General features: G+C 60.7%; 33 protein-coding genes. 18 read left to right on the forward strand and 15 right to left on the reverse strand.

Going from position 1 to position 25,080, the window contains the following annotated elements:
• Positions 1 to 22: 22 nt before the first annotated feature.
• The 3 genes from ACQAYK_RS12525 to ACQAYK_RS12535 form a co-directional block, all read right to left on the reverse strand.
• Positions 23 to 1,483, reverse strand: coding sequence for a helicase HerA-like domain-containing protein (locus tag ACQAYK_RS12525; RefSeq protein WP_483167665.1), 1,461 nt, complete (start codon positions 1,481 to 1,483; stop codon positions 23 to 25).
• 55 nt (positions 1,484 to 1,538) lie between these two features.
• Entirely contained in the window at positions 1,539 to 2,420 is an 882-nt protein-coding gene (locus ACQAYK_RS12530) for an OmpA family protein (RefSeq protein WP_483167666.1), read from the reverse strand.
• Positions 2,421 to 2,601: 181 nt separating this feature from the next.
• On the reverse strand, positions 2,602 to 2,856 hold the full coding sequence (locus tag ACQAYK_RS12535; RefSeq protein WP_215872190.1) for a hypothetical protein: 255 nt from the start codon (positions 2,854 to 2,856) through the stop codon (positions 2,602 to 2,604).
• Between the two features lie 130 nt (positions 2,857 to 2,986).
• Between ACQAYK_RS12535 and ACQAYK_RS12540 the strand changes: the two genes are divergently transcribed.
• The 10 genes from ACQAYK_RS12540 (at position 2,987) to ACQAYK_RS12585 (ending at position 9,824) form a co-directional block, all read left to right on the forward strand.
• Positions 2,987 to 4,612, forward strand: a complete 1,626-nt coding sequence (locus ACQAYK_RS12540; RefSeq protein ID WP_215872189.1) for an ABC-F family ATPase — start codon at positions 2,987 to 2,989, stop codon at positions 4,610 to 4,612.
• A gap of 32 nt (positions 4,613 to 4,644) precedes the next feature.
• A complete protein-coding gene (locus tag ACQAYK_RS12545; protein ID WP_255789860.1) occupies positions 4,645 to 4,779 on the forward strand; it encodes a hypothetical protein in 135 nt (44 codons plus the stop codon).
• A 4-nt stretch (positions 4,780 to 4,783) separates the two neighbouring features.
• Entirely contained in the window at positions 4,784 to 5,161 is a 378-nt protein-coding gene (locus ACQAYK_RS12550; RefSeq protein WP_483167667.1) for a hypothetical protein, read from the forward strand.
• 89 nt (positions 5,162 to 5,250) lie between these two features.
• Positions 5,251 to 5,385 (forward strand): 50S ribosomal protein L34, encoded by a 135-nt coding sequence (gene rpmH, locus ACQAYK_RS12555; protein ID WP_215872187.1) that lies wholly within the window; start codon positions 5,251 to 5,253, stop codon positions 5,383 to 5,385.
• Positions 5,386 to 5,388: 3 nt separating this feature from the next.
• Positions 5,389 to 5,718 carry a ribonuclease P protein component gene (gene rnpA, locus ACQAYK_RS12560; protein WP_215872186.1) on the forward strand — a complete coding sequence of 110 codons (330 nt, stop codon included), beginning with the start codon at positions 5,389 to 5,391 and terminating at the stop codon, positions 5,716 to 5,718.
• A complete protein-coding gene (gene yidD / locus ACQAYK_RS12565; RefSeq protein ID WP_483166279.1) occupies positions 5,718 to 5,936 on the forward strand; it encodes a membrane protein insertion efficiency factor YidD in 219 nt (72 codons plus the stop codon). Before rnpA ends, yidD begins: the two co-directional genes overlap by 1 nt.
• 14 nt (positions 5,937 to 5,950) lie before the next feature.
• Positions 5,951 to 7,558, forward strand: coding sequence for a membrane protein insertase YidC (yidC, locus tag ACQAYK_RS12570; protein ID WP_483167668.1), 1,608 nt, complete (start codon positions 5,951 to 5,953; stop codon positions 7,556 to 7,558).
• A gap of 1 nt (position 7,559) precedes the next feature.
• Positions 7,560 to 8,924, forward strand: a complete 1,365-nt coding sequence (gene mnmE, locus ACQAYK_RS12575) for a tRNA uridine-5-carboxymethylaminomethyl(34) synthesis GTPase MnmE (RefSeq protein ID WP_483167669.1) — start codon at positions 7,560 to 7,562, stop codon at positions 8,922 to 8,924.
• Between the two features lie 67 nt (positions 8,925 to 8,991).
• Positions 8,992 to 9,489 carry a thiosulfate oxidation carrier protein SoxY gene (locus ACQAYK_RS12580; protein ID WP_215872182.1) on the forward strand — a complete coding sequence of 166 codons (498 nt, stop codon included), beginning with the start codon at positions 8,992 to 8,994 and terminating at the stop codon, positions 9,487 to 9,489.
• Entirely contained in the window at positions 9,486 to 9,824 is a 339-nt protein-coding gene (locus tag ACQAYK_RS12585) for a thiosulfate oxidation carrier complex protein SoxZ (RefSeq protein ID WP_483167670.1), read from the forward strand. The genes ACQAYK_RS12580 and ACQAYK_RS12585 overlap by 4 nt, the downstream gene beginning before the upstream one ends.
• Positions 9,825 to 9,872: 48 nt before the next feature.
• On the opposite strand, the gene ACQAYK_RS12590 is transcribed toward ACQAYK_RS12585, so the two are convergent.
• The 6 genes from ACQAYK_RS12590 to ACQAYK_RS12615 all read right to left on the reverse strand — a co-directional run bounded on the left by ACQAYK_RS12590 (position 9,873) and on the right by ACQAYK_RS12615 (position 14,729).
• Entirely contained in the window at positions 9,873 to 10,316 is a 444-nt protein-coding gene (locus tag ACQAYK_RS12590; RefSeq protein ID WP_215872180.1) for an Hsp20/alpha crystallin family protein, read from the reverse strand.
• 78 nt (positions 10,317 to 10,394) lie between these two features.
• On the reverse strand, positions 10,395 to 11,294 hold the full coding sequence (locus ACQAYK_RS12595; RefSeq protein ID WP_483167671.1) for a lysophospholipid acyltransferase family protein: 900 nt from the start codon (positions 11,292 to 11,294) through the stop codon (positions 10,395 to 10,397).
• Positions 11,294 to 12,115 (reverse strand): mechanosensitive ion channel family protein, encoded by an 822-nt coding sequence (locus ACQAYK_RS12600; RefSeq protein ID WP_215872178.1) that lies wholly within the window; start codon positions 12,113 to 12,115, stop codon positions 11,294 to 11,296. Before ACQAYK_RS12600 ends, ACQAYK_RS12595 begins: the two co-directional genes overlap by 1 nt.
• 77 nt (positions 12,116 to 12,192) lie before the next feature.
• Positions 12,193 to 13,113, reverse strand: coding sequence for a metal ABC transporter solute-binding protein, Zn/Mn family (locus ACQAYK_RS12605; RefSeq protein ID WP_483167672.1), 921 nt, complete (start codon positions 13,111 to 13,113; stop codon positions 12,193 to 12,195).
• A gap of 144 nt (positions 13,114 to 13,257) precedes the next feature.
• Positions 13,258 to 13,491 carry a hypothetical protein gene (locus ACQAYK_RS12610; protein ID WP_483167673.1) on the reverse strand — a complete coding sequence of 78 codons (234 nt, stop codon included), beginning with the start codon at positions 13,489 to 13,491 and terminating at the stop codon, positions 13,258 to 13,260.
• On the reverse strand, positions 13,491 to 14,729 hold the full coding sequence (locus tag ACQAYK_RS12615; RefSeq protein WP_483167674.1) for a carbohydrate porin: 1,239 nt from the start codon (positions 14,727 to 14,729) through the stop codon (positions 13,491 to 13,493). The genes ACQAYK_RS12610 and ACQAYK_RS12615 overlap by 1 nt, the downstream gene beginning before the upstream one ends.
• Before the next feature lie 185 nt (positions 14,730 to 14,914).
• On the opposite strand from ACQAYK_RS12615, the gene nadD reads away from it, so the two are divergent.
• Genes nadD through rng form a run of 7 tightly spaced genes read left to right on the forward strand, consistent with a single transcriptional unit; the run spans position 14,915 to position 19,832 of the window.
• Positions 14,915 to 15,559: a nicotinate-nucleotide adenylyltransferase gene (nadD, locus tag ACQAYK_RS12620; RefSeq protein ID WP_483167675.1), complete on the forward strand. Its 645-nt coding sequence runs from the start codon at positions 14,915 to 14,917 to the stop codon at positions 15,557 to 15,559.
• Between the two features lie 18 nt (positions 15,560 to 15,577).
• The gene (gene rsfS / locus ACQAYK_RS12625) at positions 15,578 to 15,937 is read left to right on the forward strand and encodes a ribosome silencing factor (RefSeq protein ID WP_483167676.1); all 360 of its coding nucleotides are present in this window, start codon (positions 15,578 to 15,580) and stop codon (positions 15,935 to 15,937) included.
• A gap of 1 nt (position 15,938) precedes the next feature.
• Positions 15,939 to 16,421 (forward strand): 23S rRNA (pseudouridine(1915)-N(3))-methyltransferase RlmH, encoded by a 483-nt coding sequence (rlmH, locus tag ACQAYK_RS12630; RefSeq protein WP_483167677.1) that lies wholly within the window; start codon positions 15,939 to 15,941, stop codon positions 16,419 to 16,421.
• The gene (locus ACQAYK_RS12635) at positions 16,415 to 16,849 is read left to right on the forward strand and encodes a hypothetical protein (protein WP_215872172.1); all 435 of its coding nucleotides are present in this window, start codon (positions 16,415 to 16,417) and stop codon (positions 16,847 to 16,849) included. Before rlmH ends, ACQAYK_RS12635 begins: the two co-directional genes overlap by 7 nt.
• Positions 16,846 to 17,739, forward strand: coding sequence for a hypothetical protein (locus tag ACQAYK_RS12640; RefSeq protein WP_483167678.1), 894 nt, complete (start codon positions 16,846 to 16,848; stop codon positions 17,737 to 17,739). Before ACQAYK_RS12635 ends, ACQAYK_RS12640 begins: the two co-directional genes overlap by 4 nt.
• A gap of 4 nt (positions 17,740 to 17,743) precedes the next feature.
• Positions 17,744 to 18,334 carry a Maf family protein gene (locus ACQAYK_RS12645; RefSeq protein WP_483167679.1) on the forward strand — a complete coding sequence of 197 codons (591 nt, stop codon included), beginning with the start codon at positions 17,744 to 17,746 and terminating at the stop codon, positions 18,332 to 18,334.
• Positions 18,327 to 19,832: a ribonuclease G gene (gene rng, locus ACQAYK_RS12650; protein WP_215872169.1), complete on the forward strand. Its 1,506-nt coding sequence runs from the start codon at positions 18,327 to 18,329 to the stop codon at positions 19,830 to 19,832. Before ACQAYK_RS12645 ends, rng begins: the two co-directional genes overlap by 8 nt.
• Here rng and ACQAYK_RS12655 read toward each other — a convergent pair.
• The 5 genes from ACQAYK_RS12655 to thiD are packed head-to-tail and all read right to left on the reverse strand — an operon-like array spanning position 19,829 to position 23,210.
• Positions 19,829 to 20,101, reverse strand: a complete 273-nt coding sequence (locus ACQAYK_RS12655) for a ComEA family DNA-binding protein (protein ID WP_215872168.1) — start codon at positions 20,099 to 20,101, stop codon at positions 19,829 to 19,831. The genes rng and ACQAYK_RS12655 overlap by 4 nt on opposite strands.
• A 7-nt stretch (positions 20,102 to 20,108) precedes the next feature.
• A complete protein-coding gene (locus tag ACQAYK_RS12660; protein ID WP_215872167.1) occupies positions 20,109 to 20,498 on the reverse strand; it encodes an HIT family protein in 390 nt (129 codons plus the stop codon).
• A 9-nt stretch (positions 20,499 to 20,507) separates the two neighbouring features.
• Positions 20,508 to 21,785 carry a glutamate-1-semialdehyde 2,1-aminomutase gene (hemL, locus tag ACQAYK_RS12665; RefSeq protein ID WP_215872166.1) on the reverse strand — a complete coding sequence of 426 codons (1,278 nt, stop codon included), beginning with the start codon at positions 21,783 to 21,785 and terminating at the stop codon, positions 20,508 to 20,510.
• On the reverse strand, positions 21,775 to 22,428 hold the full coding sequence (thiE, locus tag ACQAYK_RS12670) for a thiamine phosphate synthase (RefSeq protein WP_215872165.1): 654 nt from the start codon (positions 22,426 to 22,428) through the stop codon (positions 21,775 to 21,777). Before thiE ends, hemL begins: the two co-directional genes overlap by 11 nt.
• Entirely contained in the window at positions 22,425 to 23,210 is a 786-nt protein-coding gene (thiD, locus tag ACQAYK_RS12675; RefSeq protein WP_215872164.1) for a bifunctional hydroxymethylpyrimidine kinase/phosphomethylpyrimidine kinase, read from the reverse strand. Before thiD ends, thiE begins: the two co-directional genes overlap by 4 nt.
• A gap of 62 nt (positions 23,211 to 23,272) precedes the next feature.
• Here thiD and ACQAYK_RS12680 point away from each other — a divergent pair, with 62 nt between their 5' ends.
• Positions 23,273 to 24,004, forward strand: a complete 732-nt coding sequence (locus ACQAYK_RS12680) for a hypothetical protein (RefSeq protein WP_215872163.1) — start codon at positions 23,273 to 23,275, stop codon at positions 24,002 to 24,004.
• A gap of 213 nt (positions 24,005 to 24,217) precedes the next feature.
• Here the strand turns inward: ACQAYK_RS12680 and ACQAYK_RS12685 are convergent, their stop codons facing one another.
• Positions 24,218 to 25,033, reverse strand: a complete 816-nt coding sequence (locus ACQAYK_RS12685; protein WP_215872162.1) for an SDR family oxidoreductase — start codon at positions 25,031 to 25,033, stop codon at positions 24,218 to 24,220.
• Positions 25,034 to 25,080 lie beyond the last annotated feature (47 nt).

Genomic DNA, 25,080 nt, shown 5'->3' on the forward strand with positions numbered 1-25,080 from the left:
GCGACACCGCACAACGCTTTGCTCAGCGCTTGAGCAGCGCCCCCAGTACGCCACGGATGATCTGCTGGCCCAACTGGCTGCCGATACTCCGTGCCGCACTTTTGAAAAATGCCTCGCCAATGGATTGGCGTCCGCTACTCCGCTCGCTCCTGGATGATCGATCATGTTCCGCCGCTGTGGGGACCCGTTCCGCGAGGCTCCGCTCGGCGCGCCGGGCCAGTTCTTCGTAGGCAGAATGACGATCCTGCGCCTGATCGTAGCGCCCGGCCAGGGGGGAACGCGCCAACAGGTCGCGCCGCTCCTCCTCGGTCAAGGGCCCGATCCGCGAGCGTGGCGGAACGATCAGGGTACGCTCCACCGGCAACGGCCGTCCTTTATGATCCAGAGCAGAAACCAGCGCCTCGCCAATACCGAGATCCTTCAGGGTCACCGCAACATCGATTTGCGGATTACTGGGGAAGTTTTCCGCAGCGGTGAGAATGGCCTTGCGATCCTTGGGGGTGAAGGCGCGCAGGGCATGTTGCAACTTGAGACCCAGTTGCCCGAGGACATCGTCGGGCACATCCGTGGGGCTCTGGGTAACGAAGAACACGCCAACGCCCTTGGAACGGATGAGACGTACCACCTGCTTGATCTTGTCCAGCAACGCACGCGGTGCATTGTCGAAGAGCAGGTGTGCCTCATCGAAGAAAAACACCAGCTTTGGCCGGTCGCTATCACCAGCCTCCGGCAATTGTTCAAACAGTTCAGCCAACAACCAGAGCAGGAAGGCACTGTAAAGCCGCGGCGCCTGACTATACAGCCGCGTCGCATCGAGCAGACTGATCACGCCACGCCCGGAAAAATCGCGCCGCAGCAGATCGCTCAGCTCCAGCGCCGGCTCACCGAAAAATCCGTCACCGCCCTGCTCTTCCAGCACCAACAAACGACGCTGGATCGCTGCGATACTGGCGGGGGCAAAGTTGCCATACGCCTGCGACAACTCAGCGCGGTTTTCGCTTATCCAGTTAAGCAGCGCACGCAGGTCCTTGAGATCCAGCAAGAGCAATCCCTGTTCATCCGCAATGCGAAACGCGGCATACAGAGCACCTTCCTGGGTATCGTTCAATTCCAACAGGCTGGCTAACAAGAGTGGCCCCATTTCCGAGACGGTCGTGCGGATCGGATGACCGCTCTTCCCAAACAGGTCCCAGAGCAATACTGGCGACGCCTCCGGACGGTAATCGGGTACCGGGATTTTCTCGACGCGCTCCTGAATCTTGGGGTTGGGCTGCGCGGCCGCGGCCAACCCGGACAGGTCCCCCTTGATGTCCGCCGCGAAGACCGGTACTCCAAGGCGAGAAAAGGCCTCCGCCAGAATCTGCAGGCTGACGGTCTTGCCGGTACCCGTCGCTCCAGCAATCAGCCCATGTCGGTTTCCCATGCGCGCAAGCTGCAGCACGGGCTTGCCATCGGCACCGCCAACCAGTATTTCATCTGACATCTTCGCCCCCTTTTTCGATCTGGATTCCGCCTGTGACGCTGATTGGCCAGCAATACTACGATTGTGCTCGCGAAACGATCTGCTCCATCTCCGAACGAACCGAGGTCGTGGCAGGAAGGACTATTTCGGCACTTTGAAAGCTCATCAATCCAAGTTCCGTCTCCCGCCGCATCTGCTCCGGCGCGGTAAATTCCGCAAGCGTCTTCGCCTCGATACCGTGCTGCCGCAATTCTTGCGCCACCGCTTCGGCGCGCGCCTTGGCCAGCGCAAGATTGAAGGCGCGATTACCCACGGTACTCGCCCGACCGATGACGACCACCTCCTTGCTTCCCCAATTTTCCAGCGCCCAGATCGATGCTGTCAGCCGTTCCTGTTGTGCCGGAGCAATAGTACTCAGCCCAATGGGAAAAAGGATCAGTGGCAGGCTTTGGGGCGGGGGAATTAGATGGATCTGCCAGCCCGGGTGATTGGCCTGCAACTGCAGATCCATGGCGTGCAAGGTGAACAAATTGGCGGGAACAGCAGGGGAGGGCAGTATGGTGATCCGTTTTTGCTCCGGGTCTACATCCAGTACTTGCAGCGGAAGCGGAAAATCCCGCCGCAGCTGCTCGATCATCTGACTGCGTTGCTGGCTTTGGGCGGCCATATCCGCGTTCGGCGCCACCGGCGCAGCCAGCACGGAACTTGCCGGGAGCGGTGCATGCCAGGAGGGGAGTTGCGTCAGTTGCAGGGCTACGGGATGGTGCAGCTGACGCTGCAGCTGCTCCTCTGCCGTCGCTTGCAGGTTGGACTGCGGATCCTGGGTGACCACCGTGGCCTCGATCTGTACTGGCTGTCCTTTGGGAAAAGCCACAGTGAATTGTGCCAGGCGTCCATCGCCCTTTTCTTTGGCCACTGCTGCCAAAGTGCGGAGTTCTTTACTGGAGAGGGTGCTCATGGGCTCTGATCTGGAGAGTCGGTACTGGGAAAATCCTAGCATGAGCACTCACCCGAATCACCAGAAAAAATGCGTCAATCTCTCCAACTTACGGGTGCGATCAGCAACTGCAAAACTCCCCGCGATTACCGAGCGCAGCAGCTCGTTTTCTCGCGTCGACTAGCGCACGGTATCTATGCGACTAGTTCCCGTTAAGACTGTGCTCAATTTGCGGTAGCGCCGCGCCGACACCGGCGCCCGCAGCACCACCGACCGCTGCTCCGGCAGCGGGACTGCCGGCTACCGCAGCGCCAACCACCGCGCCACCCGCAGCACCAATCGCGCCACCACTCAAGGCTCGTTGTCCCGTCGGACTCATGTTGGCACAACCACCCAGCGCCAGCACGCAGACGACGACCGTCGCCACAGCTATTTTACGTGTATACAATGCGTTCATACGTACACCTCCTTTGTAAGTTTAGTCCAACCGGGCCTCGTCTGCCTTCGGGCATGTCGGAGGTCCAGGTTCTCGCCCTTTCGATGCTATCATCTCGGCTTTCGCTCTCCTTACCCCCTTGGAGTCTGCCTTGCTCAGCACCCATCAATTGACCATGCAATTTGCTTCCAAACCGCTCTTTGAGAATGTCAGCGTCGAGTTTGGCGATGGCAACCGCTACGGCCTGATTGGCGCCAACGGCAGCGGCAAGACAACCCTGATGAAAATCCTCGGCGGCGATCTAGAACCCAGCTCCGGCAACGTCAGCCTCAGTAGTGGCGAGCGCCTCGGTAAACTGCGTCAGGACCAGTTTGCGTTTGAAGAGTACACGGTTCTGGATACGGTAATGATGGGTCATGCGGAGTTCTGGCGGGTCAAACAGGAACGTGATCGTCTCTACGCCCTGGCGGAGCTGACGGAAGAAGAGGGCATGGCGATTGCCCAGATCGAGGGAGAGTATGCGGAACTCGACGGCTATTCTGCCGAGGCACGGGCGGGGGAACTACTGATTGGGGTGGGCATTCCCCTGGAACAACATACAGGATTGATGTCGGCCGTAGCCCCCGGCTGGAAACTGCGGGTACTCCTCGCCCAGGCACTCTTTGCTGACCCGGACATCCTGCTGCTCGACGAGCCTACCAACAATCTGGATATCCATACGATTCAGTGGCTGGAAGAACTGCTGAGCACCATCAACAGCACCATCATTATCATTTCTCATGACCGCCATTTTCTGAACAGCGTCTGCACCCACATGGCGGATCTGGACTACGGTGAGCTGCGCATCTATCCGGGAAATTACGACGAGTACATGCGTGCCTCAACGCTGGTACGGGAACAATTACTGGCCGAAAATGATAAAAAGCGGGAAAAAATGGCGGAGTTACAGACCTTCGTCAGCCGTTTTTCGGCCAATGCCTCAAAAGCCAAACAGGCGACCTCGCGGGCGCGCCAGCTCGAAAAAATCCAGCTGGAGGAGGTGAAGCCCTCTAGCCGGCAGAATCCTTATCTCGTGTTTCAACAAGAGCGAAAGTTGTATCGCCACGCCGTAGACAGCAAGGATTTGGGCAAGAGTTTTGGCGAATTGCGCCTGTTCCACAAGTTGCGCCTGCAGATAGAGGCGGGGGAACGGGTGGCGATCATTGGCGCCAATGGTCTGGGCAAAACCACTCTGCTGCGCTGCCTGCTGGGCGAAATCGAGCTGGATACCGGGACCGTCAAATGGGCCGAGAACGCCAGGATCGGTTATTTTCCCCAGGATTATGCCGCGGAGTTTGCCGAGGAGCGGAGTCTTTTTGCATGGATGAGCCAATGGCGCAGCGAAAAGGACGATGATCAGATCATCCGTGGCATATTGGGCCGCCTCCTCTTTGGTCAGGATCAGGTGGACCGACCGGTACAGGTACTTTCCGGCGGCGAAAAGGGGCGCATGCTCTTTGGCAAACTGACCCTGCAAAGACCCAACGTCTTGATTCTCGATGAACCGACCAATCATCTGGACATGGAGTCCATCGAATCGCTGAACACGGCCCTGGAAAAATTTGACGGTACCCTGATTTTTGTCAGTCATGACCGGGAATTCGTCTCGTCGCTGGCCACCCGCATCATCGAATTTACCGCCCACGGCATCGAGGATTTCAAGGGCAGCTACGAAGACTATCTGCGCAGTCAGCAAGCTGCCAAAGTCCCTCCGAAAAAGGTTGGGAAAGGTCGGTGAACTCTGGCGAGAAATGATACTCCATAGAGATCATGCCAAAAGATCCCGCGTATGCCGAGGCGCGAGCCCTGCTCAAACTGCTCCTGATCAGCGGTGCCATCACCCTGGCGAGTGCGGCGGTTATTGTCGTACTCTGGTGGCTGTATGCTGCCGGAGGCCATGGATGAAACAATGCTGAAAACTTGCGGAGATGCGCACTACCGGTATCTGGATATGCGCGAAGCCGAGCCAGGGGATCACTTCTTTCACCTTCGCCATCAACCCTACAGTGACGTGGTGGCAGCAATCGAAGCGGCGGAGGTCCTGAGCGTCGACGACAAAACCCTGCACTGTCAGGTGCAGGGGCAACGCAAACCCTGGAAACTGCGGCGTCAGGCCGAGCACATCCACTGTTATGTGGGTGAAGATCCTCTGTTTCAGCAATTGTATTACACCTTCACCCGGGCGCAGCGCATTCAGCAGGCCAAGGAATGGGTGCGCCACGCGCCTCCCGAGCGTTTCGATGAAGAGGTACTGCAGGCCATCGAGCGCTGGCACAGCACAGGCTGAAGACCCGGCGCGATCCGCCTCCCCACCTTGACTTTGACCTCTCTTCTCCTTATCTTCTGTGCCCTTACGAAATTTTGGGGTAGATCATCATGAAGCGCACTTTTCAGCCTAGCGTCGTGCATCGCAAGCGCACTCACGGTTTCCGCGCCCGCATGGCGACCAAGTCTGGCCGCCTGGTCCTCAAGCGGCGGCGCGCCAAGGGTCGGTACAAGCTCTGTCCCTGAGGGATGAGCCAACAGTCGTTCACGCGTAACGACCGCCTGCGCAATCAAGCCGAAATCCGCCTTGCCTTGCGCGAGGGGAAGAAGCGTAGTTTTCCCGAACTGGTATTCTATCGCCTGGACAATGACCTGGGGCATGCGCGCATTGGCTTTGCCGTCAGCCGGAAGGTCGGTAAGGCGGTGTACCGCAACCGACTGAAGCGCCGGTTGCGCGAGGCCTTTCGTCTGAGTGCCGGCCGCTACCTGCCGTACGATCTCATGGTCGTGGCGCGGCCTGCCGCACGCGATGCGGCCTATTCCGTGCTGCGCGGGCGCCTCGACAGCGTGCTGCGCTGATGGCCATGCTACGTCGCGGCGCCATCGCCTTGATCCATACCTACCAGCTCGTCCTGAGCCCCTTTCTCGGGCAGAATTGCCGCTACCATCCAACCTGCTCGCATTACACCTGTGAGGCTATTGAACGCTATGGTGTCCTGCGCGGTGCCTGGATGGGTGTCAAACGTATCGCTCGCTGTCATCCTTTTCACCCGGGGGGGTACGACCCCGTCCCCTGAGTTTTCGGAGCCCCATGGATAGCAAACGTACCATCCTTGCCGTCGTCCTCTCGATCATCGTCCTGGTACTCTTCGAGTGGCTGGCACCCCATCCCAAGTCCAGCCCGAAGGCAACACCAACAGCGGCCACCCAGTCCGCCGCCGTCCAGCCAACGGCGGCGACCCAATCACCCGCGCCCACAAGCAGCGTACCAGCGGCGCCCAGCACCGTTCCGGTAGTGACGAGCAGCAGCGCGGTGGGCGAGGGACCCAGCGTCAGCTTCCAGACGGATCTCTATACCGGAAAGATCTATCTGCAAGGCGGTGATATCCAGAATCTCGGTCTGCGCAAATATCCCATCGCCGTGGATGACAAGGCTCCCTATCCCATTCTGGACAGCAGCGCCGCGCGCTTGACGGCACAGCAAAGCGGCTTCATTGCTACCGACGGACAGACCCTGCGCGCCGACTTCAGCGCCCCGCAGACGATCACTGACGGTGGGCCCATCACCCTGAGCGGCCAGGCCGGTCCTCTGAAAATCGAAAAGATCTTCTCGTTTGATCCACATACCTATCTGATCAACGAAGACATCCGCATCACCAATACCGGCAAGGAGCCCTGGAAAGGAAGCTATTTCGACCAGATTCTGCGCAATGACCGAACCCAGAGCCATTGGTTCATGTCGATCTTTACGGGCTCGGTCCTGATGCACAACGGCAGTCTGAGTGAGAAGGCCTTTTCCGATCTCCGCGACCATCCCGAGGAGCATGGCGGTCCCGGTTGGGCTGGCATGACGGATCACTATTTCCTGCAGGCGGTACTCCCTGAACCCCATGCCAGCGTGCAACTCTATGCGCGCCCGGCGGGCAGCAACTATGTGGCGGGTGTGCAGCAGGCCCTGCCCACCCTGCAACCGGGGCAGAGCTATACCCTGCGCCAGCAACTGTTCCTGGGCCCGAAGCTGCAGGACCAGCTCGCGGCGCTGGGACGTGGCCTGGAGCAGACGGTCGATTACGGCTGGTTCTCCATCGTGGCCGAGCCCATGCACGGGGTGCTGACCTGGTTCCATTCCTGGGCCGGCAACTGGGGCCTCGCCATCATCCTTCTGGTCGTGGCGGTAAAGATCATCTTCTTCTACCCCTCCGCGATCAGTTATCGCTCCATGGCCAACATGCGCAAGCTGCAGCCCAAACTGGAGCAGATCAAGAAGGAGACCAATGGCGACCGGCAGCAAATGGGCGCCAAGATGATGGAGCTCTACCGCACGGAAAAGGTCAACCCGATGGCGGGTTGTCTGCCCATCGTCATCCAAATGCCCGTCTTCATTGCCCTCTACTGGGTGCTGGTGGAGAGCGTATCGTTGCGGCAGGCGCCGTTCATTCTTTGGATTCATGATCTGGCACTTCCCGACCCGTACTACATCCTGCCCCTGCTCATGGGCATCAGTATGTTCCTGCAGCAGCGCCTGAACCCGGCACCCATGGATCCGGTGCAGAAAAAGATCATGTCGATCCTGCCCGTGGCCTTCGCCATCTTCTTCTCCTTCTTCCCCGCGGGTCTGGTGCTGTACTGGCTGACCAACAACGTCTTTGGCATCATCCAGCAGTACCTGATCACCCGCCACGTCATGAAAGAGAGCTAGGGTGTCGCGCCAAGGGCGCTACCAGCTGGGCGACAGCATCGTCGCCGTCGCCACCCCCCCCGGAATCGGCGGCGTTGGTATTCTCCGCCTGTCTGGCCCCGAGGCCCTGGAGATTGCCAATACCCTGTGCGGCCTGCCCCAGCGCAAACAATGGCGTCCACGCCATGCCTACCTGCGACAGTTTTTTCTAGCGCCCGGGGAGCGCATCGACCACGGTATCGCGCTGTATTTTCCCGCGCCGCACAGCTATACCGGCGAAGACGTGGTGGAGCTGCAGGGCCATGGCAGTCCGATCATCCTCAGCGCGCTCCTCGAATACGCCGTGCGCCTGGGGGCGCGGCCAGCGCGTGCCGGCGAGTTCAGCGAGCGCGCGTTTCTCAATGACCGTCTGGACCTGGCGCAGGCGGAGGCGGTTGCCGATCTCATCCATGCCCGTAGCCAGTCCCAAGCGCGCGCGGCTCTGGCCAGCCTGGAGGGGCAGTTTTCTGCCACCATTAGCGGCCTACGCCAGGAGATTCTCCACTCCCTGGCACTCGCCGAGGCCGGTCTCGATTTCAGCGAAGAAGATCTCGGTGACGAACACCTGCAGACGCTGGCCACGCAACTCCAGCAATTGCAAAAGCAGCTAGCCCGGATTCTGCAGCAGAGTCGCTCCAGCGCGCGGCTGGCGCGCGGGGCCCGGATCCTTCTGGTCGGCGCCCCCAATGTCGGTAAATCCAGCCTGCTCAATGCCCTGTCGGGTCGCGACAGTGCCATCGTCACCGCGATTCCCGGAACCACCCGTGATGTCCTGCGTGAAGAGCTCGAACTCGAGGGACTACCCCTCGAGCTCCTGGACACCGCCGGATTGCGCGACAGCACCGACCCGGTGGAACAGGAAGGCATCCGCCGCAGCCGCGCCCTGCTCGAAAGCGCCGAAGAAATCCTCCTCCTGCTCGATGCCAGTCGTGGCTGCTCGTCGGAAGACGCCAAGTTGCTGGCGGAGCTCGATCGCCAACGCTGTACGGTGCTGTGGAACAAGATCGATCTCTGCTCGGACTTCGTCGCTCCGGATCTGGGGGTGCCAGCCCTCTGTATCTCTGCCCATAGCGGCGCCGGTCTGGCAGAATTACGCTCCTATCTGCGCCAACGCCTGGGTGGCAACAACGAGAGCGCCTGGTCGGCGCGTCAGCGCCATGTGCTGGCGCTGGAAGAGGCTCAGGGGCATCTTGCTGAGGCAGCACAGTTTCTGGAGCTGGAGGCCGGCGAAGAACTCCTGGCGCAAACGTTGCGGGAAAGCGCCAACGCCCTCGGTCAGATCACCGGAGTCGTGGATGTGGAGGAAATCCTGGGAGAGATCTTTTCGCGCTTTTGTATCGGCAAGTAGAGTCTTTTTGTCAGAGATGTCCATCTCGACTATCCTGTAGTCTTACACCTACATTGCGGAGCAGAGCATGCATAAAAGGGATTTCCTGCGCCTGAGCGCCCTTGGTACCAGCCTTGCCTTGGGAGCCTCGCTGATCGGCACCCGCATCGCCAGGGCGGCAAATGCCGAGGGCTGGCCAGCGCAGTCCTTTGCTGCCAGCAGCGTCGATCAGGTACTGCAGGATCTATTTCAGATGCGTACACTGACGGAGTCCGATCGTGTACATGTGCTGGTCGGCAAAGAAGTCGATGATGCGCTCAGCGTACCCGTATCGGTGTCCGTGAATCACCCCATGACGGATGACGATTACATTGCGCGAATCTATGTGCTGGTCGATCACAACCCCACGCCGTTAGCGAGCATCTTTCACTGCAGTCCGGCCAATGGCAAGGCGGCGTGTTACCAGAGAGTCAAAGTGTTACACGACAGTCCGCTGCGGGTCATCGCCCAAAGCAACCGCGGTGATATCTTTGCAGCCAAACCCGCGTGGGTGCATGTCGTCAAAAGCAAAGGAGCTGCAGAATGAGCGCACTGAGTACTTTGGGAGGCCGGCTGTCACGGCGGCTCGGGGAGGTGCAGATTAGCCTGCCAGAAAACGCGAAACAGGGAGAGATCATCGAGATCCGGGCGCTGATCCTGCATCCATCGCAAAGCGAGGGCAAGACGCTGTTCATCGAAGAGGTGGCCTTTGCCCTGGGTGGCAAGACGTTCTGCCACTTCGATCTTTCCAGTATGAGCAGCGCGAATCCCTATCTTGCCGTTCCCCTGCGCGCCGAAAAAAGCGGAATGATCTCCGCACACTGGCGCAACAACCAGGGGCAGACGGGATCAGGGCAGAAATTCCTGTCCATCGCCGAGTAAGAAAAGGGGGGTCACGCCCCCCTTGCTCCGCAGCTGACGCAATACCGCCTATTCGACGGCAATCTTGCGCCGCTTGGCCGACTCCGCCTTGGGCAGGGTCAGCTCCAGCACCCCGTCCTTGTAGGCCGCCTTGCTTTGACTGGCGTCGACATCCACCGGTAGCTGGATGGTGCGGGCGAACTCACCGTAGCGTCGCTCTCGGTAAATGTACTTGCCCTCTTCCTTACTGCTGTCCTCTTCCTTGCTCCCACTGATATATACCTGATTGCCATGCACCTGGATGTCGAGCTTGTCCTTGTCGACACCAGCAATCTCCGCTTTGACGACGATTTCGTTGTCGCGGTCGATAACATCGAGATGTGCGACGTTTGGTCGCGCTGCTGCAGTGCTGCCCTGCAGGGGCCGGAAGAAGCCGGGAAGCACCGCATCAAAGATCTGCTCGACGGGATCGGCAACCCGTACGGATGGGTTACTGACAGCCTTTTCACTCATGATGACTCTCCTCTTGACCAATGGTCCTCGCTGACCTGTCCCAAATCTGGGGTCGGTTTTGCGCTTTTCAAGGGCTTGTCAATAGGGGTAATCCCAACCGGGAGCCGGATCCTTATACCGGCGGTGCACCCACCAGTATTGTTCTGGTGCCCGACGAATGGCGGCCTCGAGGGCAGCATTCATGGTCGCCGCATCGGCCACGTCATCACCGCTGGGGAACCCTTCCGGCAGGGGCACGATCTCGATCTCGAAGCCACGCCCAGCCGGCAAGCGATAGGCGAAGAGCCCAAAGGTCGGGCTGCCGCGTCGTTGCGCCAAACGTGCCAGCAACGGCGTGGTGCAGGCCGGGCGTGCAAAGAAGGGCGCAAAGACACCCTCACTCGGATCCACATTTTGATCGGGGAGGACGCCCACCACCTCGCCCCGTTGCAAAGCCTGCAGCAACCCGCGAATACCACCATCCTTGGCCACCAGGCGAGCACCACTGCGTCCGCGGCCGGCGACCATCTGTGCATTGATGGCGGCGTTGCGAGTCGGCATGTAGAGCACCGTCACCGGCCAGCGCTGGCCGATATACTGCACCGCGGCCTCCCAGGCCCCCAGGTGCGCGGTGAAGAGTACTACCCCTTGTCCCTTCTCCAGGGCGGCATCCACCGCTTCCGCACCGCGCACGGAACGAATCAACTGCAGGCTTCGCGGTAGCGGCCACAACCAGAGCGGCCCCAGCTCCACGAAGGCCTGCCCGAGCTGGCGGAAATGCTGGGCGAGCAGATTCCGCCGCCGCCGATCATCCAGTTCGGGATAGGCGATCTCCAGATTCCTGCGCGCCACCCGTCGGCCACGCGCTACGAGAAGACGGGCAAGGTCGCCCAGGCGATTACCCACCCATACTCGAAGCGGACGCGGCGCACGCGCCAAGAGCCGCAAGAGCCCTGCTATCATGGCGGCGAGCCAGGAGTTGAAACGCCCAGCCGCCATCAGGCGGCTCCAAACGCAAGACGCCGGGCAAGTTCGATGCCCTCGGCATCGAAACGAATCTTGATAGTCTCCAGAAGAGTACTGCGCGTGGCACCGTAATCCGTCGCCCGTACCCACGGGCGTAGGTAGAGCTGAACACCCAGGTCGGTGAGATCCTGCACGCCAATCGCCGGCGCAGGTTCGGATAGAATCCGCTCATCGGCCTCGCAGAGCTCTGCTAAAAGCTGCTTGGCGCGCAGCAGATCCGCGTGCGGAGCGAGAGTAATCAGCAGATCGATACGGCGTTGGCCAAGGACGGAGGTATTAATGAGCACATCACTGAGGACCTTGCTGTTGGGCACGAATATTTGGCGGTTGTCGAAACTGTTGATGACGCTCTGAAAGAGATGGATGCGCTCGACCGTACCTGAGACACCTGCCACCTCGACGCTGTCGCCCACCTGGTAGGGGCGCAAGATCAGCAACAGGACGCCGGCGGCAAAGTCCGCCAAGGACTTCTGCAACGCCAGGCCAATGGCAAGACCGGCGGCGCCAAGCATCGCCAGGAGCGAAGTGGTCTGCACCCCCAACTGTCCGAGGGCTGCGACCACTACCACGATGTACAGCGCGATTTTGATCAGGGATTCGAGAAAACGCGCCACCGTCAGGTTGTAATGGACACGCTCCAGCGTACGGGCACTGAGACGTCCTATCCAGCGCGCCAGCCACACGCCGACCAGCAACACCAGCAGCGCCGCAGCAATGTGCCCAGCCCAGGTCCACAGACGGTCGTGGAGCGCTGCCGACCAAGAGGGAAGCCACGCAATTTGAGAAATGGACATGAAAATGCCCCCGCGGAATTCGATTCGGAGAGCCTAGAGGCTGTTGGCGCCCCTGGCAAGGCGCCAGGAGCGAGATGTCAGTGCAATACCGTCGTAGAGGCTCCGTGGACGACCGCCGCGCGCAGGGCATTCAGCTCGGCCATCATCCAGCGTTGGTAGTCATAGCCCGCAGGCATGGTCTCATAGACCCCTACTACCGGAACTTGGGCCTGTTTCGCCTGGGCCAGGAAGGACTGGGTCAGGCTGCTGGTGACCTGCTGATTGTACAGAAAGAACTTCACCCGACGTTTGCCCAGCAGCTCACTCTGCAGGCTGACATCCTGAGGCGCTGGGTCGGTGCCATTCATGATCGCCGCCTGCAAGGACCAAGGGGTCTTGATCTCGCAGCCGGCAGCCTCAAGCATGTAGTCTGCCACCGGCTCCGTCACCGCGACGGGGGTATGCGGATAGTCCTTGCGGAAAGCGGCAAGGCCCTGGTACCAGGGCTGCAGGGAGGCATCGAACTTTTTCACCTGCGCGGCAAAATACCCGCGATGCTCTGGCAACATGGCGCTGAGGGCATCGGCCACCGCTGCCGCCACCTTGGGCATGGTTTCCGGCTTGTACCATAGGTGCGGGTTGGGCGTACTCTCCGGCAGACCCAGGAGATCCTGCACCACGATGACCTTCCTTGCCCGGTTCGGATTGGCCGCCAGAATTTTCTTCGCCCAAGAGTCGTAACCCAGCCCGTTGCGGACCACCAATTGCGCCTGCGCTACCTCACGCGCAATTGCGGGGCTCGCCTGAAAGGTGTGCGGATCGGTATTGGGATTGCTCTCGATGGCCTGTACCTGCACGTACGGGCCACCAATTTGGGAAATGACATTGGCATACTCATTTTCTACGCCAACGGCGCGCAGCACGTCGGCAGCCTGGGCAGTGCCAGCAAAGAGGGCACTGCAGGCTAGCGCAATACCAAGGAAACGGTGAGAGGATAAGACAGAAGGTAGAAGGGACATTGCGGCACTCTCCGTAAATGCAACTTTGTTGCATTATGCTCTCGCGTCATCCTGCTCATGTCAATCTCGTCGCACAATACAAAAAGGCGCGCCCGGGGGCGCGCAATCGGCTACGGTGCTACAGGAGAAGAGGATGGGATAAATTCAGTGCACAGCTTGCCGTGCAGGGCTTCCTGTACCCAGAAAACAGACCTGTTCCATGCGCCCGGCGCAGCGGGTCAGTTTCCAGATTTGTAAAACCCCACGCTGCTGCAACTCGACCAGGGCCTGTCCCAGACGTTCCGGACCGGCCCGCGCAAGATGTTGCAGCAATTGTTCGAGACGACAACCCGGATGCCGGGCAACAAAGTGCAATGCATGATGAGCAATCTCTGTCATCAGAAAAACTCCAGGTGCAAACGCAGTAACCCGACCGTAGCGTTACGGTACACCCCATTGGGACGGGTAATGTATTGCAGATCGGGCTGCAGGCTCAGATAGTCATTCAATTTGGCGACATAGGTGATTTCGTAACTGGTTTCGGCGGGATAAATGGCTGCTGGTAGTTCCTCATCTTCATATCCCGCCGCCACCACGCCCGGACGCAGGGCTGCCCGCGCCATGCCAAAGGAGAGCGCGTCGTCTGGTCGGGCGGCAAGAAAATGACTAAGCCGCGCCCCTACCCCGAGGTACCAGGGAATCAGATTCTCCTGCCCAAAGGCCTTGCCCCACTGGATAAAGGGCGCCAGCTCCGCGTCGGCAAGCTGCCAGTGCGCCTCGACAATGCCGTAGATGCCACTCGTTGTCGGACTGAGGTCGAAGTCGGGGGCACGTGGCTGAGCGTAGTGCCAGGCGCCAACTTTAAAGACATACTTGCCATATTCATCCGTATCATCATCGGGGTCTTCGCCCTCCTCCTGCCCCCAGTGCAAAGCCCCCTCCCAGATCGCCAGATAACCGCGGTCAAAGACACCGCGATACGGATGAACGGCATCTCCCTGAAACACGCCGGCCTTGCTGCTCCAGTTCGCCCCATAGCTATGGACGATGAAACCCAGGCCGGAATAGGGATAGGTCGGCAGCGCCGGTACATTGCCGGACAGGCTGGGGTCGAGACCAAAGGAGCCATTCAAGAGTTGCAGCGCATTGCTGGCCACGTCGAAATAGAGATTGAAATCGGTGTAGCCGACCCGAGTAGCCAGCCAGTCCGTCCATTGCTGCCGGTAGTTGGCCTCGTAGAGCCGCACGGCAGAAGGTGCATAGATATTGCTCGCAGTCTGCAGATCGCCGCTGTAGGCCGTGTCTTCGGCCGAGCTGTAGATGCCGAACACGGAGGTGGTGAAGAGCCCGCCGCGCCAGGCGCCAGCCTTGCCGCTGTCCCATTGCAGCCCCAACTGGCCCGCCGTGGTGTTGGCCGTGCCCTGACGAATCCCTCCCGCCAGATTGGCGAAGAGCTCTGTATCTATATGCGCCGACCAGGAGAAACCCTGGCCGATATGCTGGAACTCGGTCAGATAGCGGGGCGCCAGACCATTTTGATTCGGGATCGGCGATTCGGCCGCAGGCCCCGGCAATCCCGCCGCAACACTTGCGCCACTCCACAGAAGCATCAGAAAAGAAAGCGACTTGCACTTCATGATACGCTCAGATCAGGAAAGACGGCGCTACTATGCCCCAGCCTCTTCTCTCAGTCAATAACGATTCTCATTTGCATATATTGTCATGGCTTCGGTTTTTCCCCACAGCTCGGCACTCCGGGGACACAAGTCGCCAAGCCATGAAACTGCTTTCTTCCCGCAGATTCATCCTCTACACTGAATCCATGCAGAAAAAACGGCTGATTCTGGGTGGCACCTTCGATCCCATTCATTACGGGCATCTGCGAGCGCTGGAAGAGGTACGCGAGGCGCTGGGCATGGCGGAGGCGACACTCGTTCCCGCCGGGCATCCGCCGCACCGGCAGAGCCCCTGGGCGCCCGCGGAGCACCGTTTGGCGATGACCCGCATTGCCGCGCAACAGGCCCCAGGCTTGGCGGTGCTGGCTTACGAGGTCGAAAAAAGCAGTCGTTCCTACACCGTCGATACCCTGCGACACCTCCGCGCCGACGATTCCGATGGCTTTCTGGCAATGGTGATCGGAATGGATGCCTTTCTGCGCTTCGATACCTGGAAAGACTGGCAGGAAATCCTTGATCTGGCCCATCTGGTGGTCATCGGCCGGCCCGGCTGGCCGATGGCGGAACTGCCCGAGGCCCTGCGCCAGGTGCTCTATGAGCGGCGGGTAGAGGATCTGGCCGCACTGCACGGGCATTCTCGCGGCAAGATCGCCTTTCACACGGTCACCGCCCTGGAAATCTCCGCAACCCAGATCCGCAGCCTTCTTGCCGCCGGGCGCAGTGCGCGCTTTCTGTTACCCGACGCGGTCTTGGATTATATTGCCCGGCAACGGCTTTACCACGAAACGTAACCTGGAGGAACACCCACCTTGCCCATCACGCCCGAAATGCTACGCGATCTGAGTATCGCCGCCCTCGATGAACACAAGGCCATCGACATCCAAAGCATTGACGTTCGTCAACAAACCGACATCACCGATTACCTGATCGTTGCCTCTGGCAATTCCGACCGCCAGCTACGCGCCCTTGCCGACGCCGTGATCGACAAGGCGCGCGCCCAGGGGGTGCGGCCTCTCGGCAAGGAAGGGGCGTCCGGCAGCGACTGGATGCTGGTGGATCTGGGGGACGTCGTGGTCCATCTGATGCGACCGGAAACCCGCGATTTCTATCAGATCGAGCGACTGTGGGGCGAGCTGCCCAAGGTGCGTAGCCAGGGTAACGAGGGCTAGCATGCGCCTGTTGGTCCTCGCGCTGGGGACCCGCATGCCAAACTGGGTGGAAGCAGCGGTGGAGGAATACCGCCGCAGAATCTCTGCCCCGGTGCAACTGGAGTGGCGCAGCCTGCCCCTGGCCCAGCGGGGGCGGCAGAACGATCCGGCACGTTGGCGTCGGGAGGAAGGCGAACGTCTTCTCGCCAGCACCCGCAAAGACAGTGAGATCGTAGCCCTGGAGGTGACCGGGCGGAGCTTGCGCAGTGAAGAGCTGGCGCAGAAAATGGATACTTGGATCAACGATCATCAGGACGTCACCCTGTGGATTGGCGGCCCCGATGGTATCGACCCGGCGTTGCGGCCGCACTGGCGCTGGTCCCTTTCCGCATTGACTCTGGCGCACCCCGTAGTGCGCGTGGTCCTTGCCGAGCAACTGTATCGTGCCTGGAGTATCCGTGTGGGCCTGCCCTATCATCGTGGCGGAGAGGAGAATGGATGGTGAAGTGTTATCAACGAGTCTTGCCCCGACTGGGGGTGGTCGCAGCCCTGGCTTTGGGATTGAGTGCCTGCGCGCAGATGGTCGTACCCACACCGCAAGAGAGCAGCAGCAATGCCATTGCCGTACAAGCGGCGCGCATCCATATCTTTTCGCTGTCCCCGCAGGTGCAGGCGCGGCAACTGGAGCCCGCGCGCCAAGCCCTCGCCGCAGCACAGGCCGCGCAGCAGCGGGGGGACTATCTTTACGCCGATCGCGAAACCGAATTGGCCCGCCTTCGCCTCGATAACATTCAGCAGCGTCTCGATCAGAGCCCGGCGACGGACAGCAACCAGGAGATCAAAGGACAGATTCGCGAGCTGCAAGGGAGAATCGCCAGTCTGCAGGAAAAAATTGCCGCTACCCGTCAGCAGCTTCAGGAGACGAACCCATGATTCGCCGTAGCCTGCTCGCCAGCACCTTACTTCTACTGCCTGCCCTCGCCTGGGCCGATGCTACTACCACAGCCGCCCTGCAACGGGCCTATGGACAGTTCCAAAACCTGCAGAAATCCACACATCTCACCCCGCAGCAATCCGCCAGTCTGCAGCGAGATCTGCAGCAGATGACCGCCGATCAGGTCAATCCGCCTCTCTTTGCCGTCGACCGGGCCATCTTTGAGGCCCGCCTGCAGGGACTGCGGGAAGCCCAGGCGGCCGCGAACGGTGGCCAGGAGAAGGAGCGTCTGAGCCGGGAACTGGCCAGCCTCAACCAGAAATATCAGGCCTTGCAGGCAGAATATGCCCAGCTGCGCCAGCAGTTGGCGACGCAGACCATGCAGGGTGCCCGCAGCGCCCGCCTGAAGCAGGAAATACTGCAGCAAAAGGAAATACTGCAGCAGGAAGAACAGAGTCTGGCGACGATGCAACCGAGTTCTGCGCCGAGTACGAGTAGCTCGACGAGCGTCAGCCCCACGGTTGCGGCGCCTGCCGCCGCTCCGGCCCCGTTGCAGGCCCTGGCCGCCTACGGTGACCTGCGGCAGGGAAAATATGGCACGGAGCTGAACATGCCGGTATCCGCTCTGTTCAGTTCAGACCAGGGACTATCCGCCAACGGCAAGCAGCGTCTGCGTGCTGTTGCTGGGACGCTGAAAGGAATCTCAGCAGCACAGATCCTGGTGCGGGTCTCCGGGCAACCAGGAGGCCTCAATCTGGCCACCCAACGCGCCGAGGCCATTCTACAAGGTCTGCGCCAGGCCGGGATTCCCGATTCCCGCCTGGCTCTGGCCTCAGGTGCCGGAGTGGCCAGCGGCATGGCCCAGATCCTCTTGCCGAGCGGCTCCTGAGCGCATGCCGCAATTGATCCTCGCGTCGGCTTCGCCGCGCCGACGCGAGCTTCTCGCGCAGTTGGGCTACACGCCGGAACTCCGGCCGACAAGCATCGACGAGTCCCGGCGTAACGGCGAGCCGCCGGCGCAGCTCGTTCGACGTCTGGCGCGGGAAAAGGCCCGCGCTGCCGTACGCAGCGATGAAAATGCCCTGGTACTCGGGGCCGACACCCTGGTCTGCCTGGGGGACCGGGTGTTCAGCAAGCCTGCGGATGCTGCGGAGGGGCAACAAAACTATGCGGTCCTCGGCGGGCGCTGGCATCAGGTGCTTACCGCCGTAGCCATCACCAACGGCCAGCGCGTATGGCAGACCCTGTCACGCAATGCCGTCTTCCTGCGGCCGATCTCGCCGGCCGAGGCACACGCCTACTGGGTCAGTGGCGAGCCCCAAGACAAAGCCGGCGGCTACGCCATCCAGGGCCTGGGAGCGGTCTTCGTGCGCAGTCTGCGCGGTTCCTATTCGGGAGTGATGGGCCTCCCACTGGCGGAAACGGCGGCGCTGCTCAGCCAGCTCGGCCTCCCCCCACCCCACTTGCAGGCACGGCATGAGTGAAGAATTACTGATCAACGTCACCCCACAGGAAATTCGTGTTGCCCTGGTCGACAACGGCGTGCTGCAGGAACTGCAGGTAGAACGCAGCGGCCATCGCGGTCTGGTGGGGAACATCTACAAGGGCATCGTGCGGCGGGTGCTGCCCGGCATGCAAGCGGCGTTCATCGATGTCGGCCTGGAACGCACCGCCTTTTTACACGCTGCCGATATCCAGGGAGCAGAAAGCGAGGAGGAACTGCAACAGGAAGGGGAGACGGATATCGAAACGCGAAACATCCATGCCCATGATTTGCGCAGCGTTTCGACCCTCCTGCATGAGGGCCAGGAAATCCTCGTGCAGGTAATCAAGGATCCCCTCGGCAGCAAGGGGGCGCGTCTGTCGACCCGCATAACCCTGCCTGGGCGCTATCTGGTGTACATGCCTTACTCACCGCGCATTGGTGTCTCGAGCCGCATCGAGTCACCGGAGGAGCGGAGTCGTCTGAAGGAGTTGCTAAAATCCCTGCTGCCGGAAGAGGAGGCCGGAGGTTTTATCATCCGCACCCTCGCCGAGGGCGTGGGTGCCGAAGATTTTGAGAGCGATCTCAAATTCTTGCAGCGACTCTGGCAAAACGTCCGCGAGGACCTCGGGCAGAGTCGCGCACCGCAGCTCATCCACGCCGACCTCAACCTTGCTTTGCGCGTCATGCGCGACGTCATGTCCGACAACATCCAGCGGGTACGCATCGACAGCCGCGAGGCCTATGAAGCGGCGCGGCAATTTTGCCGGGAAGTCATCCCCGAGGTTACCGATCGCATCGAGCATTACGCTGGCGAGCGGCCCATCTTTGACCTCTATAATGTCGAGGATGAGATCGAACACGCCCTGGAAAGTCGCGTGACCCTGAAGTCCGGTGCCTATCTGATCATCGATCAGACCGAGGCACTGACCACCGTCGACGTGAATACCGGCGCTTTTGTCGGTCGGCGCAATCAGGAAGAAACCATTCTCAAGACCAACCTGGAGGCCGCGGCCGCCATTGCCCGCCAACTGCGGCTGCGCAATATCGGTGGTATGGTGATCATCGATTTCATCGATATGGACAATGAGGAGCACAAGCGCCGCGTCCATCGCACCCTGGAAAAGGCCCTGCAGGCTGACCGCACGCGCTGCACCATTACCCAGATTTCTGCCTTGGGACTGGTGGAGATGACGCGCAAACGGACCCGCGAGAGCCTGCGGCAGATCCTCTGTGAGCCCTGTCCCTACTGCCAGGGACGTGGTTTCCTCAAGACTGCCGAAACGCTCTGCTACGAAATTCTGCGCGAGATCGTACGCGAGACCCGTGCCTATCCCGCCGAGCGCTTCATCGTCCTGGCCTCACCGCAGGTGGTCGATAAACTGCTAGACGAAGAGAGCACCAGCCTCGCCGCCCTGGAGGAGTTCATCGGCCGGCCGATCAAGGTCCAGGCCGAGAGCACCTACACCCAGGAACAGTACGACATCGTTTTTCTCTAGTTGCCGACTTGCAAACGGTAACGCAACCGTAGCGCCAGCTTTTCGCCCAGCACTGCCGCAACGCCCATGGGACTGACGAAAGGGCCATGCTCCGCGCGGTATTGGAGCAGGGCCTCGGCGCGCTTCTTGCCCACGCCCTTGAGGCAGCGGAAGCCATCGAAATCCGCCGTGTTGATGTTGATCTGCTCTGGGCAGTCCAGTTTTTCCCGCGCCTCGGCAGAACCGAGGAAGCACAGGCTCAAGAGCAGAAAGACGAAGGGCGAGCGCATGCCGAACTCAGAGAGCGGCGCGGATCTTGGCCCCCATGGCGGTACGCTCTTCCGCGCTGCTCTCGCGCGCGAGGGCAAAGTTGAGATCGCTGATGGCGGTCATCGGGATCAGGTGCACATGCGTATGCGGCACCTCCAGACCAGCCACCATCACCCCCACGCGCAGACAGCCGGTAGCCTGTTCCAGGGCCGGCACAATCCGCTTGGCAAACGGCAAAAGACCGGCCAGGGTGGCGTCGTCCAGAGTGAAGATATAGTCGTGCTCGATCTTGGGAATCACCAAGGTATGGCCGGGACGGATCGGACGAATATCGAGAAAGGCCAGGTACTGATCGTCTTCGAAGATTTTTTCGGCGGGAATCTCGCCACGGATGATCTTGGTAAACAAGGTGGTCATGGAGGGCTCCTATAGTTGCTGCAGCGCCTTGCGTGCGGCGCTGATGGTGGTGTCGATAATGGCGTCGTCATGCGCGGCGGAGAGAAAACCCGCCTCGTAGGCGCTGGGGGCAAGATAGACGCCTTCCGCCAGGAGGAAGTGGAAGAAACGCCCATAGCGCTCCTTGTCAGCACCCATGACATCTTGGAAAGATTGCACTGGCCCTTCCCTAAAGAACAGTCCCAGCATACCCGGTACCTGGGTAATGAAAAGAGGGACTTCCGCCTCCGCTGCCACGCGTGCCAAGCCACTGCAGAACTTTTCCGTCTGCTGCGCCAGACGCTGGTGGAAACCTGGCTCCTGCAGCAGTTGCAGGGTACGCAAGCCGGCCGCCATCGCCAGCGGATTGCCAGCCAAGGTCCCGGCCTGATAGACCGGCCCATTGGGCGCCAAGGTCTCCATGATCTTGCGACTGCCACCCACGGCGCCTACTGGCAAGCCGCCGCCGATGATCTTGCCAAGGGTGGTGATGTCCGGCCGAATGCCGTAGAGCTCCTGCGCGCCACCGGGGGCGACGCGGAAGCCCGTCATTACCTCATCCAGAATCAACAGGCTACCATGGGTATCGCAGAGGCTGCGCAGACCCTCCAGGAAACCTGGCAGCGGCGGCACACAGCCCATGTTGCCAGCAATCGGCTCGACGATGATCGTGGCAATCTGGTCCCCCTGCTCGCGCATCACCGCCGCGACGGCATCGAGGTCGTTGTAGGGCAGGACCAGCGTCGCGCGGGTCAACTCTACCGGCACGCCGGCGCTGGAGGGTTGCCCCAGGGTAAGGGCCCCGGATCCCGCCTTCACCAACAGACTGTCGCTGTGCCCGTGGTAATTGCCCTCGAACTTGATGATCCGTTCCCGTCCGGTATACCCGCGTGCCAGACGAATGGCCGTCATCACCGCCTCGGTGCCGCTGCAGGTCATGCGCAGCATCTCGATATTGGGCATCAGGGTGCAGACGGTTTCCGCCAGTTCCAGCTCGATCGCCGTCGGTGCCCCGAAACTCAGGCCTTTCTGCATCTCTGCGGCCACTGCAGCCAGGATTTCCGGGTGCGCGTGACCATGGATCATCGGTCCCCACGAACCGACGTAGTCGATGTAGCGCCGCCCCTCCACGTCCCAAAGGTAGGCGCCTTCGGCGCGCTCGATGAACAGGGGATCGCCACCCACGCCACGAAAGGCGCGCACGGGCGAATTGACTCCGCCGGGGATGCGGCGTTGCGAAGCGGAAAAAAGCTCGGCGTTACTGGTCATGATGTCTCCTCGCTTTGCCTGAGAAAAGGCCTTGCAGACGCTGGGTAGCGGCCGCAACATCGCCTGCCCCAAAGAGGGCAGAGATGACGGCGGCGGCATCGGCACCGGCTGCCGCAACCTCCGCCATAGTATCCTGCGTGATGCCGCCAATGGCTACCAGGGGCAGGCCCAGGGGCCGCGCGGCACGAAATAGAGAAAGATCGGCGCGGCGCGCCTTGGGCTTGGTCGGAGAGGGATACACCGAGCCAAAGGCGAGATAGTCGGCGCCGGCGGCAACGAGCCTGCGAGCACGCTCCAGATCGTTGTAACAGGACACGCCAATCAGGACCTCCGGCCCCAGCAAGGTACGCAAGTCGTTTATCCCTGGGTCCTCCTCCCCCACATGGATCGCGCTCGCGCCAATCTTTCGCGTGAGCTCGGGATCGTCATTGATGACCAGCAATGCGTCGTAGGAGCGACAAAGCGCCAGCAGGGCGGCAGCCTCCTGTACCCGCCGCCCATCCTCCTGCGTCTTGTCCCGATACTGCAGCAGGCGTAGTCCCGCACGCAGGGCGATCTCCGTCGTTTCCAGTAGCGCTTCGCCCTGCAGACGGCCATCGGTAATGCCGTAGAGGCCGCATATCCGCTCCCGTTGCCGCTTCATGGTCGCGCCGCCCAGCGGTCGAGGAAGAATTGGCCGTGTCCTGCCCGATAGGCCTTTGCGACCGCCGCATGGGTAAAGGCGAGGCTGCTGGCCACGGCGTCGGGTACCGACTGCCCGTAGGCCAGGCCCGCAGCGATTGCGGTAGAGAGGGTGCAACCCGTGCCATGATAGCTACCTGGCAGTCGCGGCTGGGGGTAGCGGCCGGCGAGCGTGCCGCGCTGATACAGGCGATTGTCGAGCTGCGCGGCGGCACCGTGACCATCGCTGATCAGAAGCCAGTCGCCCGGCCATGCGCACGCGGCCCCGTCCGCCGTGTCCGCTCCGGTCAACTGCAATGCCTCGGGAAGGTTGGGGGTGGCAATCCGCGCCAAGGGCAGGAGTTCTTCGCGCAGGAAATCCCGCAAGGCAGCGTCGGCCAGCTCCTGGCCGCCACCGGCACGCCAGATCGGATCGATCACCAGGGGCAGATCACACCGAACGAGAAGAAAATCGCGCAGCATTTTCGCCATAGGTAATGAGCCAATGAGGCCGATCTTGACCACGGCAACAGAAAAGTCTGCCAGCAGGGTCTCCAGTTGGGCACGCGTGTCGGCAGCATCCAGGGTCTGCACCCGCAGCACGCCGTGCGAGTCCTGTACCGTCCAGGCTGTCAGGGCGGTACAGACGTGCACGCCCAGGGCCGCCCCCGTCAGCAGGTCTGCCTGCAAGCCTGCTCCCGAGCTCGGGTCAGCGCCAGCAATACTGAGGACAACGGGGCGAGAGGGAGGGGCTGGACAGGACATGGGCCTCGGCAGGATATTTGCTAGCCATCGTTGGTGAAAAGCAAAAAAGGGAGGGTTTCACGATGCGGCAATTGCCGGAACTGAGTATAGCAGAAAAATTGGTCCATACCGGCTTCATATTTTTGGTCGGTTTGGGACTACTGGTAGCGGAGGCCTACGTCTACGTTACGGTAGGTGGCAAGCAGGGACTGACCGTCCAGGCGGTGACCCAGCACTATTATGGCAACCGCAGCTCTTCGACCATACAGTCGGTTTTACCGCGGATGATGGGCTTTGCCGGGATGCCGGCCAGCGAACAGCCGAAGATGACTGAGGCCATCAATCACTGGATTGCCAATGGCGAGAGCCAGCAGGAGTACGTAAGCAGCGTCAAGCCTCTGATCGACGGCAACTGCCTGAAATGCCACAGTGTTGCGATGAGTAAGGTCCTGCACAACCCGCCGCTGGCGAGCTATGACGACGTGAAGAAAGTAGCGCAGGTCGATACCGGCATGAGCATCAATACCATGCTGCTCAACGGCATGATCCATCTCACTATGCTGGGAGTGATCTTCTGGATTGCCGGCTGGATCTTCAGCAAGGCCCGTTTTCCGGCAGCACCGAAATACGTGCTGATCATCCTGCCCTTCATTGCCATGACCGTCGATTTCGCCGGCTGGTTTCTCACCCATCAGAACCCCGCTTTCGTCTGGTTGGTATTGATAGGCGGTGCTCTCTCCTGCCCCATCGCGCTGCTGGAGATGTTCTTGAGCCTGATCCAGCTCTGGCTGCTCAAGCCCAGACTTGCGGCCTGACACACGACGTATCTTTCTTACCTCGCCCTCCTCTGGGAGGGCTTTTTCTTGTGGATAACTTTGTGGATGAAATCTGTATGGAGAGGCTGTCAACGATGGTTTTTTGACCGAGCGTCTTCATGTTACCAGTTTGTCATAAATATTTCTATTTATAACAATTAGATATAAAACATCTCGCAGAAATGTCTCAAAGAATGTTTCGCAAGCCAGCCATTATTCCTTTGTGGAAAACGAATCCGAACGGCGTGGCTTGGATGCCAGGCGCTGCGGCCATAGCCGCTCGTAGAGGAAGCTCGGCATGATCCGTAAGAGCAGGCTCAAGCAAGCCATCTGCCAAGGCAACACGACGAAGCGCCGCCGCCGGTCGATACTGCGCCGCATCTGTTGTGCAGCGCGTTGTACATCCATGAGCCAAGGCATGGGATAGGGATTTTCGGCGGTCATCGGGGTGTCAATGAAGCCCGGCGCAATGCAAGTGACCGAAATCCGCCGCGCGCGCAAATCTAAGCGCAGGCTCTCCAGATAGACCGCCACCCCGGCCTTGGACGCCGCATACGCGGCAGCACCGGGCAAGCCGCGAAAGCCCGCCACGCTGCCGATGCCCACCACCTGCGCCAGTGCAGGCAGATACGGCAAAAAGGCGCTGATACTGTAGTGCATGCCGAGAAGGTTGGTGCTAATGACCTCGGCAAATATCGCGCAATCTTCCGGCAACTCAGCGGCGCTCCCCACACTGATGCCGGCATTGGCGATCAGCAGCGCGACGGGGCCACGCCGCCGCGCAAAATCGCTGGCAATGCGCTGCAAGGCCGCGCTATCGCGCACATCGACCGTTGCCAACTCGACCTCTGCTCCCGCCTGGCGCAGCTCGCTGGCGACTTGCGCCAGCGCTGCCTGGCGTCGGCCCAGAAGCAAAAATAGTTGCCCAGGCTGGGCGTAGCAGCGTGCCAACGCGGCGCCGATACCGCTACCGGCGCCACTGATGACGATGGCACCGTCAGGTCGCCGGGACGCAGAAAAAGGGTTCATGAAACAATCTCCTAAGTGCGGTCTTCCGGCGCTTCACTGGCAGCCAA

This window comes from Acidithiobacillus sp. AC3 (genome assembly GCF_050261095.1).
Taxonomy (GTDB): Bacteria; Pseudomonadota; Gammaproteobacteria; order Acidithiobacillales; family Acidithiobacillaceae; genus Igneacidithiobacillus; species Igneacidithiobacillus copahuensis.

Excerpts from the sequence above, each read along its gene's own strand:
- ACQAYK_RS12605 (WP_483167672.1), bottom strand. The coding sequence starts at position 13,113 with ATGTCCCTTCTACCTTCTGTCTTATCCTCTCACCGTTTCCTTGGTATT.
- ACQAYK_RS12590 (WP_215872180.1), bottom strand. The coding sequence starts at position 10,316 with ATGAGTGAAAAGGCTGTCAGTAACCCATCCGTACGGGTTGCCGATCCC.
- yidC (WP_483167668.1), top strand. The coding sequence starts at position 5,951 with ATGGATAGCAAACGTACCATCCTTGCCGTCGTCCTCTCGATCATCGTC.
- hemL (WP_215872166.1), bottom strand. The coding sequence starts at position 21,785 with ATGACCAGTAACGCCGAGCTTTTTTCCGCTTCGCAACGCCGCATCCCC.
- thiE (WP_215872165.1), bottom strand. The coding sequence starts at position 22,428 with ATGAAGCGGCAACGGGAGCGGATATGCGGCCTCTACGGCATTACCGAT.
- ACQAYK_RS12655 (WP_215872168.1), bottom strand. The coding sequence starts at position 20,101 with ATGCGCTCGCCCTTCGTCTTTCTGCTCTTGAGCCTGTGCTTCCTCGGT.
- rng (WP_215872169.1), top strand. The coding sequence starts at position 18,327 with ATGAGTGAAGAATTACTGATCAACGTCACCCCACAGGAAATTCGTGTT.
- ACQAYK_RS12550 (WP_483167667.1), top strand. The coding sequence starts at position 4,784 with ATGCTGAAAACTTGCGGAGATGCGCACTACCGGTATCTGGATATGCGC.
- ACQAYK_RS12535 (WP_215872190.1), bottom strand. The coding sequence starts at position 2,856 with ATGAACGCATTGTATACACGTAAAATAGCTGTGGCGACGGTCGTCGTC.
- ACQAYK_RS12645 (WP_483167679.1), top strand. The coding sequence starts at position 17,744 with ATGCCGCAATTGATCCTCGCGTCGGCTTCGCCGCGCCGACGCGAGCTT.
- nadD (WP_483167675.1), top strand. The coding sequence starts at position 14,915 with ATGCAGAAAAAACGGCTGATTCTGGGTGGCACCTTCGATCCCATTCAT.
- ACQAYK_RS12685 (WP_215872162.1), bottom strand. The coding sequence starts at position 25,033 with ATGAACCCTTTTTCTGCGTCCCGGCGACCTGACGGTGCCATCGTCATC.
- ACQAYK_RS12580 (WP_215872182.1), top strand. The coding sequence starts at position 8,992 with ATGCATAAAAGGGATTTCCTGCGCCTGAGCGCCCTTGGTACCAGCCTT.
- ACQAYK_RS12615 (WP_483167674.1), bottom strand. The coding sequence starts at position 14,729 with ATGAAGTGCAAGTCGCTTTCTTTTCTGATGCTTCTGTGGAGTGGCGCA.
- ACQAYK_RS12640 (WP_483167678.1), top strand. The coding sequence starts at position 16,846 with ATGATTCGCCGTAGCCTGCTCGCCAGCACCTTACTTCTACTGCCTGCC.
- ACQAYK_RS12595 (WP_483167671.1), bottom strand. The coding sequence starts at position 11,294 with ATGGCGGCTGGGCGTTTCAACTCCTGGCTCGCCGCCATGATAGCAGGG.
- rnpA (WP_215872186.1), top strand. The coding sequence starts at position 5,389 with ATGAGCCAACAGTCGTTCACGCGTAACGACCGCCTGCGCAATCAAGCC.
- thiD (WP_215872164.1), bottom strand. The coding sequence starts at position 23,210 with ATGTCCTGTCCAGCCCCTCCCTCTCGCCCCGTTGTCCTCAGTATTGCT.
- rlmH (WP_483167677.1), top strand. The coding sequence starts at position 15,939 with ATGCGCCTGTTGGTCCTCGCGCTGGGGACCCGCATGCCAAACTGGGTG.
- ACQAYK_RS12660 (WP_215872167.1), bottom strand. The coding sequence starts at position 20,498 with ATGACCACCTTGTTTACCAAGATCATCCGTGGCGAGATTCCCGCCGAA.
- ACQAYK_RS12680 (WP_215872163.1), top strand. The coding sequence starts at position 23,273 with ATGCGGCAATTGCCGGAACTGAGTATAGCAGAAAAATTGGTCCATACC.
- ACQAYK_RS12635 (WP_215872172.1), top strand. The coding sequence starts at position 16,415 with ATGGTGAAGTGTTATCAACGAGTCTTGCCCCGACTGGGGGTGGTCGCA.
- ACQAYK_RS12545 (WP_255789860.1), top strand. The coding sequence starts at position 4,645 with ATGCCAAAAGATCCCGCGTATGCCGAGGCGCGAGCCCTGCTCAAACTG.
- ACQAYK_RS12600 (WP_215872178.1), bottom strand. The coding sequence starts at position 12,115 with ATGTCCATTTCTCAAATTGCGTGGCTTCCCTCTTGGTCGGCAGCGCTC.
- ACQAYK_RS12585 (WP_483167670.1), top strand. The coding sequence starts at position 9,486 with ATGAGCGCACTGAGTACTTTGGGAGGCCGGCTGTCACGGCGGCTCGGG.
- rpmH (WP_215872187.1), top strand. The coding sequence starts at position 5,251 with ATGAAGCGCACTTTTCAGCCTAGCGTCGTGCATCGCAAGCGCACTCAC.
- yidD (WP_483166279.1), top strand. The coding sequence starts at position 5,718 with ATGGCCATGCTACGTCGCGGCGCCATCGCCTTGATCCATACCTACCAG.
- ACQAYK_RS12530 (WP_483167666.1), bottom strand. The coding sequence starts at position 2,420 with ATGAGCACCCTCTCCAGTAAAGAACTCCGCACTTTGGCAGCAGTGGCC.
- ACQAYK_RS12525 (WP_483167665.1), bottom strand. The coding sequence starts at position 1,483 with ATGTCAGATGAAATACTGGTTGGCGGTGCCGATGGCAAGCCCGTGCTG.
- ACQAYK_RS12610 (WP_483167673.1), bottom strand. The coding sequence starts at position 13,491 with ATGACAGAGATTGCTCATCATGCATTGCACTTTGTTGCCCGGCATCCG.